This window comes from Allobosea sp. LjRoot90, from assembly GCF_964254315.1.
GTDB lineage: Bacteria > Pseudomonadota > Alphaproteobacteria > Rhizobiales > Beijerinckiaceae > Allobosea.
Window position 1 is genome coordinate 204,360 of record NZ_CAXUTF020000001.1, and the last position, 14,820, is coordinate 219,179.

At 66.4% G+C, this 14,820-nt stretch carries 13 protein-coding genes; 1 reads left to right on the plus strand and 12 read right to left on the minus strand.

Annotated features, from left to right (window positions below; translation table 11 throughout):
• The 6 genes from ACSQ3M_RS00960 to ACSQ3M_RS00985 form a co-directional block, all read right to left on the minus strand.
• Positions 1-1,005, minus strand: coding sequence for an ABC transporter permease subunit (locus ACSQ3M_RS00960; protein ID WP_436148217.1), 1,005 nt, complete (start codon positions 1,003-1,005; stop codon positions 1-3).
• Positions 989-2,302: an extracellular solute-binding protein gene (locus ACSQ3M_RS00965; protein ID WP_436148218.1), complete on the minus strand. Its 1,314-nt coding sequence runs from the start codon at positions 2,300-2,302 to the stop codon at positions 989-991. Before ACSQ3M_RS00965 ends, ACSQ3M_RS00960 begins: the two co-directional genes overlap by 17 nt.
• A gap of 160 nt (positions 2,303-2,462) precedes the next feature.
• Entirely contained in the window at positions 2,463-3,410 is a 948-nt protein-coding gene (locus ACSQ3M_RS00970; protein ID WP_436148219.1) for a sugar-binding transcriptional regulator, read from the minus strand.
• 7 nt (positions 3,411-3,417) lie between these two features.
• A complete protein-coding gene (locus ACSQ3M_RS00975) occupies positions 3,418-4,095 on the minus strand; it encodes an HAD family hydrolase (RefSeq protein WP_436148220.1) in 678 nt (225 codons plus the stop codon).
• A 74-nt stretch (positions 4,096-4,169) separates the two neighbouring features.
• Positions 4,170-5,630 (minus strand): xylulokinase, encoded by a 1,461-nt coding sequence (xylB, locus tag ACSQ3M_RS00980; RefSeq protein ID WP_436148221.1) that lies wholly within the window; start codon positions 5,628-5,630, stop codon positions 4,170-4,172.
• Positions 5,631-5,660: 30 nt separating this feature from the next.
• Positions 5,661-6,692: a zinc-dependent alcohol dehydrogenase gene (locus ACSQ3M_RS00985; protein WP_436148222.1), complete on the minus strand. Its 1,032-nt coding sequence runs from the start codon at positions 6,690-6,692 to the stop codon at positions 5,661-5,663.
• A 135-nt stretch (positions 6,693-6,827) separates the two neighbouring features.
• Here ACSQ3M_RS00985 and ACSQ3M_RS00990 point away from each other — a divergent pair, with 135 nt between their 5' ends.
• The gene (locus ACSQ3M_RS00990; protein WP_436148223.1) at positions 6,828-7,784 is read left to right on the plus strand and encodes a sugar-binding transcriptional regulator; all 957 of its coding nucleotides are present in this window, start codon (positions 6,828-6,830) and stop codon (positions 7,782-7,784) included.
• 46 nt (positions 7,785-7,830) lie between these two features.
• Here ACSQ3M_RS00990 and ACSQ3M_RS00995 read toward each other — a convergent pair whose 3' ends face one another.
• The 6 genes from ACSQ3M_RS00995 to ACSQ3M_RS01020 all read right to left on the minus strand — a co-directional run bounded on the left by ACSQ3M_RS00995 (position 7,831) and on the right by ACSQ3M_RS01020 (position 14,745).
• Positions 7,831-8,559 carry an SDR family oxidoreductase gene (locus ACSQ3M_RS00995; protein WP_436148224.1) on the minus strand — a complete coding sequence of 243 codons (729 nt, stop codon included), beginning with the start codon at positions 8,557-8,559 and terminating at the stop codon, positions 7,831-7,833.
• On the minus strand, positions 8,556-10,211 hold the full coding sequence (locus ACSQ3M_RS01000) for an FGGY-family carbohydrate kinase (RefSeq protein WP_436148225.1): 1,656 nt from the start codon (positions 10,209-10,211) through the stop codon (positions 8,556-8,558). The genes ACSQ3M_RS00995 and ACSQ3M_RS01000 overlap by 4 nt, the downstream gene beginning before the upstream one ends.
• Position 10,212: 1 nt before the next feature.
• Positions 10,213-11,652, minus strand: coding sequence for an FAD-dependent oxidoreductase (locus tag ACSQ3M_RS01005; RefSeq protein WP_436148226.1), 1,440 nt, complete (start codon positions 11,650-11,652; stop codon positions 10,213-10,215).
• A gap of 74 nt (positions 11,653-11,726) precedes the next feature.
• On the minus strand, positions 11,727-13,022 hold the full coding sequence (locus ACSQ3M_RS01010) for an ABC transporter substrate-binding protein (protein ID WP_436148227.1): 1,296 nt from the start codon (positions 13,020-13,022) through the stop codon (positions 11,727-11,729).
• A gap of 24 nt (positions 13,023-13,046) precedes the next feature.
• On the minus strand, positions 13,047-13,880 hold the full coding sequence (locus ACSQ3M_RS01015) for a carbohydrate ABC transporter permease (RefSeq protein ID WP_436148228.1): 834 nt from the start codon (positions 13,878-13,880) through the stop codon (positions 13,047-13,049).
• Positions 13,870-14,745 (minus strand): carbohydrate ABC transporter permease, encoded by an 876-nt coding sequence (locus ACSQ3M_RS01020; protein ID WP_436148229.1) that lies wholly within the window; start codon positions 14,743-14,745, stop codon positions 13,870-13,872. Before ACSQ3M_RS01020 ends, ACSQ3M_RS01015 begins: the two co-directional genes overlap by 11 nt.
• Positions 14,746-14,820: the final 75 nt, after the last annotated feature.

Genomic DNA, 14,820 nt, shown 5'->3' on the forward strand with positions numbered 1-14,820 from the left:
CTAGACGCTGTAGTTCACGCGACGCTCGACGAAGCGGAACTGCGCGAAGGTCAGGAACAGGGCGAGCACCATCAGCACGACGGATTGCGCAGCGGAGGAGCCCAGGTCGAGCGTGACGAAGCCGTCCTGATAGACTTTGTAGACGAGGATCGAGGTCGCACCGGCCGGGCCACCCCGTGTCGTGGCATCGACGATGGCGAAGGTCTCGAACAGCCCGTAGACGAAATTGATCACGATCAGGAAGAACAGTGTCGGCGTGATCATCGGCAGCGAGATGCGCAGGAAGCGTTGGATCGGTCCCGCGCCATCGAGATAGGCGGATTCGAGGATCGACTGGGGCACCGAGAGCAGCGCCGCGACGAGGAAGATGTAGTTGTAGCAGATGTGCTTCCACGACGAGGCCATGACGATCAGGCTTAGCGCGTGCCAGGAATTTCGGTTCGGGTCCCAGTCGAAGCCGAGCCCCTGCAGCATGTGCGCGACGGGGCCGACCCGGGGATTGAACAGGAAGGCGAGCATGATGCCGGCGATCGCGGGGGCGATGGCGTAGGGCAGCAGCAGCACGGTCCGGTAGACGCCGCGTCCGCGCAGGATGTGGTTCGAGGCGAAGGCGAGCAGCAGCGCGAGCGACAGCGTCAGCACGTTCTGCGCGATGGTGAAGATCAGCGTCACCTGCGCCGAGGACCAGTAGACGCCGCTGCGGAACAGTCGCTCAAAATTCTGGAAGCCGACCCATTGGGTGGTGGCGCCGAACGGATCGGTCAGCTGGAAGGCCTGGATCAGCGCCCTGATCGAGGGAATGAAGAAGAACAGCAGCAGGATGAAGAGCTGCGGCGCGAGCAGCCAAAACGGCAAGCGCCAGTCCCGGAAATGCGCGCGCTTCAGCCCGCTTTCGGCCTGGCCATCGCCGCCCTTGAGGAGCAAGCGCCGGAAAGGCCAGCGGAGGCGCAGACCGCCACCGCCAGCCGCCACGGGAAGGGCCGCCGTACTATTTCTTGCCGGCATTGAGCTGCTCGTAGCGGCGCAGCACCTCGTTGCCGCGGCCCACTGCGTCGTCGAGCGCTTGCTGCACCGGCTTCTTGCCGAGGAAGGCGGCCGAAACCTCCTCCATGATCGCGACGTTGATCTGGTTGCTGTTGCCGATGCGGAAGCCGAGAGAATTGTCGCTGGGCGTGCCGCGCATCAGCTGCACCACGGCGATCTCGCGCGTCGGGTTCTTCTCATAGTAGCCCTGCGCCTTGGCCGCGTCGTAGGCGGCGGTCGTGACCGGGACATAGCCCGTCGCCTGATGCCACCAGACCTGCGTGTCGGTCTTCGCGAGAAACTCGTAGAAGGCGGCGATCGCCTTGTACTTCTCCGGCGTATGCCCCTTCAGGGTCCAGAGCGCGGCGCCGCCGATGACGCTGTTCTTCGGGGTCACGCCCTGCTCGTAGGGCATCTCGGCCGCGCTCCAATCGAACTTCGCGGCGGCGACGACCGCGGCATGCGATGCGGTGGAGGCGATGATCGTCGAGCACTCGCCCGAGGTGAAGAGCTGGATCGGGATGATGCCCTGGCCGGCGAGCTGCATCACGCCGGAACTGACCAGCCGCTTCATGCGCTCGACCTGGCCGACGAGCTTGCCCTTGTTGAAGACGAAGCTGGTATCGAGGCCGTCCATGCCGTTGCGCTTCGTCGCATACGGGATGTCGTTCACCGCGCTGTAGTTCTCGAGGAAGCTCCACTCATAGTCGCCGGGAAGCACCATCGCGCATTTCGACACCCCTTTGGCCTTGATCGCGTCGAGCTGCGGCTCGAGTTCCTGCCAGGTCGCGCCGGGCTTGTCGAAGCCGGCGGCTTTGAAGTGGTCGCGGTTGTAGAACAGAATCGGCGTCGAGGAATTGAACGGCATCGCCTGGAGCTTGCCGTCGATCGCAAAGTAGCTGACCACCGGCGCGATGAATTTCGAGACGTCGACCGGGCGGCCCTGCTGCGCCATCAGCTCGCTCGTCGATAAGATGGCGCCGGAATTGACCATCGTGAGGAAGGAGCGCTCGTTCGACTGCACGATCTCGGGTTGGCGCTTGGCGCGGTACGCCGCGATGGTGCCGTTCAGCACCTCGTCGTAATTGCCCTTGGCGATCGCCTTGACGACGTAGTCCTTCTGGGAGTCGTTGAACTTCTTGACCACCTCGTCGACACGCTCGCCGAGCGCGCCGCTCATCGCGTGCCAGAACTCGATTTCCGTCGCCGCCTGGACCGAGGACAACCCCGCCAGCAGCAAAGCGCCTGCACCCGCCAACGCACCATAGAAAGGTCGCATGTAAAGCCTCCCTCACGAGTTATATGAGCATCTGCTCTTGGTTTAAGCATATGCTCGCACACTGGCTTGCTATGTCAACCATTGGTGACGGGTGTATGACAGCCGCCCGCTGCGGCAGCTTGCGTGCGCCGGGGACAGATGAGAGGGATGATTGGCGAGGTCAGTCCGCGAGGAGCGCGCGCGCGGTGTCCTCGTCGGTGACGAGGCCATTCACGATCTTGCCGGCCAGCGCCGCACGCAGCGGCGCAACCTTGGCCGGGCCCTGGCCGATGCAGATGCGCAGCCGGGCGCTGCCAGGTTCCGGCGGCACGCTGGTCACGCGCAGATTGGTGCCGCGGTCGAGAAAACGGCCTTCCGCGTCGAAGACCCAGCCGGTCACCTCGCCGACAGCGCCATGGCGAACCATCTCGAGCAGTTCGCTGCGCGTCATGAAGCCGTCGCGATACAGCACGGCGTCGTCGCCGATCTGGCTGATGCCCATCACCCAGAGATCGGCCTCGCCGGCGATGGCACGAATGCGCCTGACCGACTCGATTTCGATGAGCTGGGTGCGCTCCTCGGGGCTCGACACGTAAAGCGGCAGCGGCATCGGGAAATGCTGCGCCTTGGTGATCTCGGCAAGCTTGACCAGCGTGTCGAAGGGGCTGGCCGAACCATCGGGGGAGATGGTCCCGACCAGTGAAACGAGCCGGTGCAACGGGCAGGACATCGCCGGAACGCGCTCGATGCTGGCCCGCATCGAGCGGCCGGTGCCTAGCGCCATGACCAGAGATTTGCGCGAGCGCAGCCAGCGCTCGATCAGCACGCCGCCGAGCGCCGCGACGCCGGCGGCACCCGTGCCCGCCGAGCCGTCCGAAGGGGCGACGTCGCAATGCAGCAGCTCGAAACGATCGCGCAGCCTTGCGGCGAGATCCATGCAGTTGCTGATCGGGTGATTCATGCGGAAGCTGATCAGCCCTTCGCTGCGGCAGAGCGAAACGAGACGCTGAGCGGCCGGGCGCGAGATGTTCAGGATCTGCGCAATGTCGTCCTGCGTGCGGCCGGCGATGTAGTACAGCCAGCCGGCGCGGGCCGCATCGTCGAGGCGGGCGCTGTCGTTGTCGGCCATCGAGCCCTCAGCCGGCTACTGGCGCAAGCGCCAGCTCTTGCCAGGATTCGAAGAGCCGGTCGGCCCCGGCCGCCAGAAGTGCCTGTCGCTGGTCAAGAACGGCGAAATGGCTGCCGGCCGCCAGGCCGTAGGCCGTCATTCCTGCCGCCTTCGCTGCGGTGACGCCGCTGACACTGTCCTCGATCACCAGGCAGCGTTCAGGCGCCACGCCGCGCTCATTGGCCGCGAGCAGGAATAGGTCCGGTGCGGGCTTGCCGCGCCGCACGCGGGTCGTGCTGAAGATCCGCCCGGCGAAGAGATCCCAGAGATCCACCTTCCGCAGACAAAGCTCGATGCGCTCTTCATCGCTGGACGAGGCGACGCAATAGTCGCTTCCGAAGGCCTCGACGGCGCTGCGGACGCCTTCGACCGGCTGGAGTTCGCTGTTGAACGCAGCGAAGAGCCGTGCCCGCCAGTCCCGGGTGAAGTCGGCCGAGGCCGGGCCGCCGGTCATTCGCTCGTAATCCTCGATGATGGCGCTGGACGGCCGCCCGAGATAGCGGCGCATGACCACCTCCAGATCATAGCTGGGATCGAAGGGCGAGAGAATATCGACGAGGGTGCGGCAGCTGATGACTTCACTGTCGACGAGCACGCCGTCGCAATCGAGGATGACGAGGTCGAAAGGCAAGTGCGGAGTGGGCATCGGGCAACAGTTGATTTGAGCGGATGCTCACATGAAGAGCATCTGCCCGGTTTTCTGTCAAATCCACGCCCTGGTCAGCAAAGGCTGCGGCTGACCCCCGCTGCACGTCGCCAGATCTCGTAGTGTTCCGAATAGACCGCTGCCCGCGCGGCATGTGGGGCGAAGATGTCGACATCGCCGGATGGCGGCGTACAGACCGCGTCCGGATCCTCGCCGGAGCAGGCCAGGCGGGCGAGGCGCGCGGCCCCAAATGCGGCGCCGATCTCAGCCTGACGATAGCGCGACAACGGCATGTCCAGCACATTGGCGAGGATGGACAGCCACAGATCCGAACGCGAACCGCCGCCGATGACCGTGGCCTCTCCGATTGGCGGAGCGCCGGCCTCCAGCGCAGTCTTGCCGTCCCGGAAGGCGAAGGCGACGCCCTCCAGAACGGCCTGGGTCATGGCCTCGCGGTCGGTCTCGTGGCCGAGGCGGGCGAAACTGCCACGCATCTGCGGGTCGTTGTAAGGCGTGCGCTCGCCCGACAGATAGGGCGTGAAGAGTACGGGCGAAGGACGCTCCGCTTGCTGGCCGAGTTCGTCCAGCAGCGCGATTTCGGTTTGCCCGGAAACGGACGCCCACCAACTCAGGCTGGCGGCGGCCGAGAGATGAACCGACATCTGATGCCAGCGGCCCGGCAGGGCGTGGCAGAAGGCGTGAACGGCGCTGCTGGCGCGCGGCTCGAAGCGCTCCGTCGTGCGCCAGAGCACGCCGGAGGTCCCCAGTGACAGGAAGCTGGTACCGGGCGCGACGGCTCCCAGACCGACCGCACCGGCGGCGTTGTCACCGCCACCGCCGGCGAAGAGGGGCGGCGCGTCGAAGCCAAGCTCCCGGCTGAGTTCGGCCCGCATGCGGCCTGCCGGCTGCGATCCTTCGACAAGCCTGGGCATGAAGCTGCGATCGAGCCCGGTCGCGGCCAGCATCCGGTCTGACCAGTCGCGCCGGCCGACATCGAGCCAGAGCGTTCCCGACGCATCGGACATGTCTTCGATCGCTTCGCCCGTCAGCGCGAGCCGCAGATAGGCCTTCGGCAAGAGAACCCTGCGGGTCCGCCGGAAGATGTCGGGCTCGTGCCGGCGCACCCAAAGGAGCTTGGGGGCGGTGAAACCGGGCATGGCGATGTTGCCGGTGATCCGTCGGGAGTCCGGCTCGGCCGCCTCGATTTCGGTGCATTCCGCAGCCGCCCGGCCATCATTCCAGAGCATGCAGGGACGCAGCGGCCGATCACGCTCGTCCAGCAGGACCGCGCCATGCATCTGGCCGGACAGTCCGATACCGACGCAGCGGCGGAAGGCCTCGGGGCTGGCATCCCTCAGGCCATCAAGGACAGCCAGCGCGGCGCTGATCCAATCCGCGGGATTCTGCTCCGACCACAGCGGCGCAGGGCGATCCACAGTGAGGTCTCGCGTTGCGGTGGCGAGCACATGCTGCCGGTCGTCGACCAGCACGGCCTTGATCGATGAAGTCCCGAGATCGATGCCGATATAGGTCACATCAGAGCCTGCGGAGCGTGGTCAACGGAGTTAGCCGGGCAAGCCGCCGGGATAGATTATGCTTTTCACCATGCTGGCTTCGTTGGCGGCATGGCGTCGGAAGGCGGCCGGCCCGTCGGCAAGGGTGAAGCGGTGGCTGACCACGGCTTCGACGTCGACCCTGCCCAGCGCCACCAGCTCAATTGCGCGCGGATAAACATGCCCCATCCTCCGCGAGAACTTGATGTTGAGGCCGCGCCTTCGGGCTTCGGCGGCCGGAATCACGTAGCTGTCGCCATCCGGTATGCCGACCAGCACGACGCGGCCTCCAATGCGGGCAGCGCGGATGGCGTCGCGAAAGCCCTCGGGGGCGTTGGTCGCCTCGATCACCAGCGGCAGGCCCTCGCCCTTCGTCCATTCGGCGATATCGGCGACGCTCGCGCCAGCCTTGCTGGCCCCCAGCCTGAGGGCGAGCTCGCGGCGATGCGGCTGCGGATCGCAGGCGAGGACCTCTCCGACTCCCGCCGACCGCAGCACCTGCAGGATCAGCAAGCCGATCGGCCCGCATCCGATCAGCGCCACTTTCTCAAGCAGGCGTGGCTTGGCGAGATCCACGGCATGGATCGCAACGCCGAGCGGCTCGAGCATGACGGCCTCGCTCGGCGAGAAAACTTCGGGCACTGCGACGATCTGCGACTTCGGCACCCAGATCCGCTCCGTCATCGCCCCATTATGCGGGGGAGCCCCGATGAAGACGACCTCGGGACAGAGATTGGGATGCCCGCTCTGGCAATGCTCGCATTGGCCGCAGGCCTGGTTGGGGTCGACGGCAACCAGCGCGCCACGCGCCAGGCCGAGTTCCGGCAGGTCCTCGGTCAACCAACCGCTGAATTCATGGCCGGGGACGAAGGGCGCCGAGATCACGGCCGAACCGATGCCGCCATCCTTGTAGTAGTGCAGATCGCTGCCGCAGAGCCCGACGGCGGCAACGTCGAGCAAGGTCTCACCCGCCGCTCCCTCGCGCAGGTTGAACGGCGCGACGCGTGCATCGCCTGCGGCATGGAGGAAAACGGCATGGGACATGGGACGTCGGCGCTCGCTAGGGAACAGTCCTTCAACAAATGTATTTTGTAATTTACACTAGTTAGGTCAAGCCCAAAAACCGCCGACGGCCATCCCTTTCCGCCGGCGGCCAGCCGTTCTCATCAGGATGCCGCAATGCCCGAGGAAGCGCAGACGCAAGTTCGGGCCGCCTGGCTCTACTACGTCGAGGGCCTGACCCAGGCCGAGATCGCGGAGCGGTTGAAGATGACCCGCCTTCGCGTCAACCGACTTCTGGCCGAGGCCCGCAGCAGCGGGCTGGTGAACATCACGATCAACTCCCGCCTCGAGAGCTGTGTCCGGCTTGAACGCGCGCTCGTCACCGAATTTGGCCTCAAGGACGCGGTCGTCGTCCCGAGTCCGGTCGATCCCGACCAGGTCGCCGCGCAGATCGGCAAGGCAGCCGGCGACTTCGTCTCACGGATCATCGAGGAGAGCCCGTCCGGCATTTTCGGCGTCGGCTGGGGCGGCACCTTGCGGGAAACCATCCGCCACATCCGCGCCGGGCAGTATCGCGGCCTCACGGTGACGTCGATGATGGGTGGCCTGACCTACGGCATCGAGATCAACACCTTCGAGATCGCCAGCCGGTTCGCCCGGCTCTGGCAGGCAGAGTGCCATTACCTCGCCGCGCCGATCTACGCCGGCACGCCGCAATCGCGCGACACCATCCTGGCGCAGGACGTGTTCGAGGCGGCCTTTGCTCGCATCCAGGCAACCGAAGTCGCCATTCTGAGCGCGGGCGATCTGAGCGAACGCTCTCTGCTGGTGCGCTACGGACTTCCGGGCGACATCGGCGTGGAGGAGTTGGCTCAGGCGGGAGCGGTCGGCGACATCCTCGGCCAGTTCATCGACCGCAGCGGCCAGGCCATCGCGCATTCGATCAACCACCGTGCCATCGCCCTGCCGCTGGATGGGCTGCGCAAGATACCGACTGTGATCCTCGCCTCTGGCGGGACCAACAAGGCCGACATCATCGCGGCAAGCCTGCGCGGCAAGCTGGCATCGGTGCTGATCACCGATGAGGACGCGGCGGCCGCCATTCTGGAGAATCCCACCCCCGGCCGCTTCTGACGCCTCCGCGCCTCCGCGCCCCCGTGGCTCTGGCGAAACCTGCCCGCTAGAGATCCGTGCTCTGCGGCAGGATGACGAGATCGCGGATGGTGACGTTGCGGGGACGGGTCAGCATGAAATGCACGGCTTCCGCCACTTCCTCCGCCTCGATCAAGCCGCCGCGGGCGCGCTCCGCCTCGAGTTTCTCCTGTGGCCAGTCGGCGATCAGGGCCGTCACCACCGGGCCGGGCAACACTGCTCCGACGCGCAGGCCATGTGGGATAACCTGGCGGCGAACTGTGTGGACGAAGGCCTGCACCGCGTGCTTCGAGGCGGTGTAGATCGGCTCCCACACCACCGGAACGACACCGGCCACCGAGCTGGTGACGAGGATGTCTCCGGTCTTGCGCGCGATCATGTGTGGCAGCACGGCGTGGATGCTGCGGAAAACTGCGTTGACGTTGAGGTTCAGCATACGGTCCCAGGCGTCGGGATCGCCCTCGCTGACCGGCCCGCCGACATAGGCGCCGGCATTGGCATGGAAGATGTCGAGCGGGCCCGCTTTTTCGAGGACCTGCGGCAGCATGCCGGCGACGGAGGCAGGATCGGTCAGATCGACGACAAGCGGGATGGCATCGGCGCCGAGAGGCTTGCAGACCTGCGCCAAAGCTTCGCCGTCGCGGTCGACGAGGACGACGCGCACTCCGGCTGCGATCAATCGTTTCGCGCAAGCAAGGCCGATCCCCGAGGCTGCCCCGGTAATCGCAGCGACTTTTCCGGTCAGGTCCTGGCTCACGTGAGGGTCTCCGATACCGCTTGGATTCGCGCTGGCCGCATGAGCTCTCGCGCCTGGCGTGCGGCGGCCTGCAGTGCTTCGAAGGCGGCCAGACGCCGGGCGTGCAATCGGGCGATTTCGCCGCCGACCGGGGTAAAGACGGTGGCGCCCGGCGCCATTCCGGCCATGGCCTCGGCGAGGTCCAGGAAGGCTTTTGCCGCGGCTGCGGCGAGCATGGCCGAGCCGAGAAGGACGGGATCGACATCGCCTGGCACCAGCACCGGCAGACCCGAACAGTCCGCCAGCAGCTGCCGGATCAGGGGATGGCGCCCGGCGCCGCCACCGAGCACGATCGCCTCGACGACGGCGCCCTTCGCCCGGCTGACCTCGATGATCTGGCGCAGGCCGTAGCCGATGCCGGTCAGACCGGCGACATAGAGCGCGACGAGATTGTCGAGGTCCCGCTCCATGCCGAGCCCGGAGATGACCGCGCGCGCCTGCGGATCGGCATGGGGTGAGCGATTGCCGAGGAAATCCGGCACGACGATCAGCTCGCCGGCGAGACGAGCCGCCTCCGATGGTCCATCGGCATGCTGCAAAGCTTGTGCAGCGAGCCAATCGGGTAGCGAGAGGCCCTCCGCCTCGGCCCGGCGCTGCGCCTCGGGCATGGCCGGATGGAAGCCGATCAATTGCTCGATGGCGGCGCCGGCGCCAGACTGTCCGCCCTCGCTGAGCCAGAGGCCCGGAACCATCGCAGCGAAGTACGGACCCCAGACGCCGGGGATGAAGAGCGGTTCCCGGCTGCTCGCCATGGTGCAGGCCGAGGTGCCGAAGACATAGGCCACGCGGGTCAGGGCGCTGCCGTGCGGAGAGCGCACGCCGATCGAGCCCAGGCCGCCGGCATGAGCGTCGATCAGCCCCGCGGCCACGGTGGTGCCCGATTTCAAACCGAGCTCGGCCGCGGCCCGCTCTGTCAGCCCCTGCGCGAGCGCGGTGCCGCCGGGAACGATCTCCGTCCCGATCCGGGCGAAGCCGTCGTCAGCCAGATCGCCCAGCCCGACCTCATGGAAATAGCCGGCATCCCAGCGTCCTTCATGCGCAAGATAGGTCCATTTGCAGGTCACGGTGCAAGTCGAGCGTGCCAGCGAGCCGCTCGCGCGCCAGGTCAGGAAATCGGGCAGGTCGAAGAATTGCCAGGCTGCACCATAGGTAGCGGGCAGCTTTTCCTTGAGCCAGAGCAGCTTCGGCGTCTCCATCTCGGGCGAGATCGTGCCGCCGACATAGGCGAGGACAGGATGGCGGGTCGCGTTGATGCGCTCGGCCTGATCGATGGCGCGGTGATCCATCCAGACGATGATGTCGCGGCTGGCGTCGCCATGCGGACCGACAGGCAAGGGCATTCCGTCCGGCCCCAGCACGACCAGCGAACAGGTCGCGTCGAAGCCGATGCCGGCGATCGCCTCCGCTGCGAGCCCGGCATGCGCCATCGCCTCGCGCACGCTGGCGCAGACGGCCTGCCAGATGTCCTCGCTCGACTGCTCGGCGATGTCCGGGCCGTCCCGGTAGAGCGCGATGTCGCGCTTGGCCGTCGCGACCATGCGCCCGCTCGGATCGAAGATGCCGGCCCGGGCGCTGCCGGTGCCGACATCGATGCCGATGAAATGCCCGGCCATGTCAGGCCGCAGCGCGGTTCGGCGATCCGGCGCGGGTCCCGTCGGGATTGCGCAGATAGACCCCGTGCTCGAGCTGCTGGCGGCGCAGCTCATCGATGTCGATCTCGGCCGGCGGGCGATTGCTGCGCACCGATATCTTCGCGGCACGGCCGGCTGCCTCGCCCATCGCCATGCAGGTCGCCATCACGCGGATCGCGCCCATTGCTTCATGCGTCGCCGAGATGCTGCGCCCCGCAACCAGCAGATTGCCGATCTTCTGCGGAACGAGCGAGCGGTAGGGAATGTCGTAGCAGTCGCCGCACCAGATCAGGGTGCAACCATCGTCGGCGGGCCGGTGGATATCGATCGGATAGCTCGCGACCGCGATAGCATCGTCGAAATGCGTGCAGGCCAGCACGTCCTCCTGTGTCATCACATATTGGCCGAGGATGCGGCGCGTCTCGCGGATGCCGAGGAAAGGCGCGGTCTTGGTGAAGTAAGCCTTCTCGAATCCGGGCACATAGCCGACGAGGTAGGAGACGATGTCGTCGATCTGGGCGCGGCCCTCGATCTCGCCCTTGGTCAGGCTGCGGGCATCGGTGCCGTCCGTGCCCTTGACGCGGGTCATGTTGATCCAGACCTCGCCCTTCTTCAGGCCGGTGATGATGATGGTGCGCTCATTGGCGATCTTCAGCCCGCGCTCGGCCTTGGCCTTGGCCATGAGCTCGCGCATGCCGACGACGATGAACTGGTGGTTCTGGCCGAAATACTCGGCCGGGATGAAGTCGGTGAGGTAGGTCCGCGCCTCTGGCGGCGCATTGGCGATGCTAAGGCGCAGCGCATCGGTGTCGACGCCGGCGAGGCAGAACATCAGTGTCGGCGGCTGCATGCCGCCATCGGCATTGCCCTTCTCGGTCGGCACGCCGGCGCTATAAGCGACATCCGCATCGCCGCTGCAGTCGATCACGATCTTGGCGAGGGTCGCGGTGCGGCCGCTCTTGCTCTCGGTGATGACGCCACGGATCGTGTCGTTCTCGACCAGCGCGCCCGCGAAGAAGGTGTAGAACAGCACATCGACGCCGGCTTCCGTTAGCATCTCGAGCGCGACCGTCTTCACCGCCTCCGGCTCGACCAGGGTGATGCCCATGTGCAGCGGGCAGGGTCGATGCTCGCTCGCCCCCTGGCGCTCCCTGCGCAGCCGCTCGATGAATTTCTGCGGCAGGCCATCGATGATCTGGTTGCCCTTCTGGCCAAGGAAGCCGAGCACCGGCAGGCCGATCGTCATGTTGCCGCCGACGAAGCTGCGGCTCTCGATCAGCCCAACGCGCAGACCATCCTCGGCCGCGGCCAGCGCCGCCGTCAGGCCCGAGGGGCCGCCACCGACGACGAGCACGTCGTATTCGGCGGAGACGGGAATGGAGCGTGCCGGCTCCTCGATGAAACGGGTCGCTACGGTCGACATGACGAAGGTCCTTCAGGATAGGATGAATTCAGTGACGGCTGCGGGGCAGCGCGCCCCGCAGCCCTGACGGGCAATCAGGCAGGCATCATCGGCTTGACGCGCTCGATGATGGCCGAGACGGCATCCTTGACCGGCTTGCGGCCGAGCACGGCGAGCTGGACTTCCTCGAGGAAGGTCGCCTGGGCGCGGGCAGCTTCCGGGAAGGGCGGAAAGGCGCCGCGCGCCGTCGCCAGCACCTTGGCCTCCACCTCGGCGAGTGGATTCTTCGCCTTCAGCCCGGCATCGCCATAGCTCGAGACGCGAACCGGGCCGTTGCCGTTGATCGCCATCCCGAGCGTCACGCGCTTGCTCGACACTTCCCTGATGAAGCTCCAGGCCAGCGCCTTGTCCTTGGCATTCCTGGGGATAGACATCGCCCAGGCCTCGACGACGGAGGCCATCGGCACCTTGCCCTTGATCGCAGCGGAGCCGGGGAACTCGACCGCCTTGATCCTGCCGGGGAACTTGCTTTGCTCGGCATTGTTGAGCTGCGCGCCGCGGGCGAAGGGCAGCACGGTGAAGGCGGCACGGCCCTGCTGCAGCCAGGTGACCTGATCGTCGTTCTTGGTGGTGGCGTAGCTGCGCGGCAGGCTGCCGGTCTCGAACATGCCGCGCAGTGCGGCAAGCCCGCTCTCCAGCGCCTCGCGGTTCGGCACCAGCTTGAGATCGGGGCTGACGAAGTCGCCGCCATAGGCGCGGGCGAACATCACGGGGAAGACAGCGAGGTCGCTGGCCAGCACCATGCCGGTGACGGGCGTGCCGGCCTTCGAGGTGAAGGTCGTCTTCTTCGCCTGCTCGATCAGCTCTTCCAGCGTCGTCGGCGGGGCGGAGATGCCGGCTTCCTCCAGCAGGGCCTCGTTGTAGAACAGCCCCTGCGTCGCATGGCGGACCGGGATGCCGATCAGCTTGCCGTCGACGGTCATGCCCTGGACGAGGCCGGCGGCGATATCGCTGAAGTCTTCGATCGCATCCTTGCTCTGATAGGTATCGAGTGGCTCGAACAGCGCGGCGATCTGCGAGGTCGGCCGGTTGTCGATCAGGTAGCCGACGCCGTACTCGGTCTCCTTCAGGCTGGCCTCGCGGAAGAGCCGGTCCTGCAACGGGTTCGAGTCGAAGGTCGTGAAGGCGATCTCGGCATCGTTGACCTTGCGCCAATCCTTGAGCAGGTCTCCGTCGCCGCTGCCGAGCACGGTCTGGTGGACCTTGTGGCTGAGGACGTTCAGCGTCTTGCCGGCGGCGAGGCCGGGACCTGCGGCCAGCAAGGCTCCGGTGCCGGCAGCCCCGGCGATGAAACCGCGGCGCGTCAATTCGGTGGCGGGCTTTTTCGACATGGCTTCCTCCCTTTTTGTGGTTGACTACCCCTTCGTCGAACCGGCGGTGAGGCCGGCCACGAGGTAGCGGTTCATGAAGACGACGAAGATGAGGACGGGCACGAGCTGCACCGTTGCGGCTGCGAACAGGATGCCCCAGTCGACCCCGTCGATGGAGCCGATCATCTCGGAGATCACGAGCGGGGCGGTTTTGGCCTTCGTCGCGGTGAAGATGAAAGCGAAGAGGAACTCATTCCAGGAGAAGACGATGACGAAGACCGCGACGGCGAGCACGCCGGGCATCGCCAACGGGATGATGATCTTGCGCAGGATGGTCATGCGGCTGGCGCCGTCGATGGAGGCCGCTTCGTCGAGCTCGCGCGGGATCTGGTCCATGAAGGTACGCATCAGCACCGTGCCGAGCGAGACGAAGAAGGTCGCGTAGAGCAAGATCAGCACGAGATGCGTGTCGCTGAGGCCGAGCGCATTGACGATCGGAAACAGCGGCAGCGTCACCACGATCGGCGGGATCAGGCGCACGATGATGAGCCCGACCAGGCTCGCCCCGAGCCAGCGCCCGGAATTGCGCGAATAGACATAGCCGCCGCAGGCGCTGGCGACGATGGCGAGCAGCGTGGCGCCGACAGTGATCAGCAGGCTGTTCAGAAGGCCGTCGAAGAAGACGCCCCAGGAGCGCCAGAGCTCGGCGTAGTGCTTGAATGTCGGCGCAAACAGCCATTTCGGCGGCACGGCGAAGATGTCCTGCCCCGGCTTCAGCGACGACATCGCGATGAACAGGATCGGGAAGAGCGACCAGAACAGGATCGCGATGACGGCGAGCGCTTTGCCCGCCCCGATGAGAAGGCGCTCAGTGCGCATGGGACAGCCCTCCGCGCCTGAGCAGGAGGACGTAGGCGCCGGCGAGCAGCAGTGACGCCAGCACCATGATCCAGGCGGTCGCGGCGGCCGGGCCGAAGGCGTTGAAGCTGAAGGCCTCCTGATAGAGGTAGATCGCCACGACCTCGGTCGAGCGGGCAGGCCCGCCCTTGGTCAGCAGCCAAGCCTCCGAGAACAGGCGGAAGGCGAAGATGTAGCGAAAGAGCAGCGCGATCAACATTGCCGGGCCGAGCAGCGGCAGCGTCACGCGCCGGAAGGCCTGCCAGCGCGTGGCACCGTCGATCCGCGCCGCCTCATAAAGCTCGGCCGGGATGGCGAGGCGCGCCGCATAAACGATGACGAAGGTGAAGGGCAGGTGCAGCCAGATCGTCAGAAGGCCGATCAGCCCCATGGCGCGCGACGGCTCGAACGACCAGTCGAGCGTCGGCAGGCCGAACGCCCGCAGCGCGAGCGTGATCGGGCCGGCGTCGGGATCGAACAGGAAGCGCCACATCACTACGGCGGTGACTTCGCTGACTGCATAGGGCGCGAGCACGGCGACCAGCAGGAAGCGCCGGAACGGCAGGCCGCTGGCGAAGAGCAGGGCCATGCCGAGGCCGACAGCGAGCTCCAGATGCACGGCGACGACGACGAGGACGACCGTGTTCCACAGCGCGCTGTGGAAGGCCGGGTCGGTCAGGACGCGCCAATAGTTCTGCAGGCCGACGAAGCTCGGCGCCTGGCCGAAGCTCGACGTGTTCAGGCTCAGCCAGACGACATAGAGCGACGGCAGCACGATCACGCTCAGGATGAGCAGATGCACCGGCGCAAGCAGCGGCAGTATCCATGCCGTTCGTTGAAGCTGCACGCTTTCCTCCAGGATTTCTTTCGCTCCGGGCTCTGTCGGCCCGGTGGCCCGGACGCTGGGCGTCCGCAGTCGGTA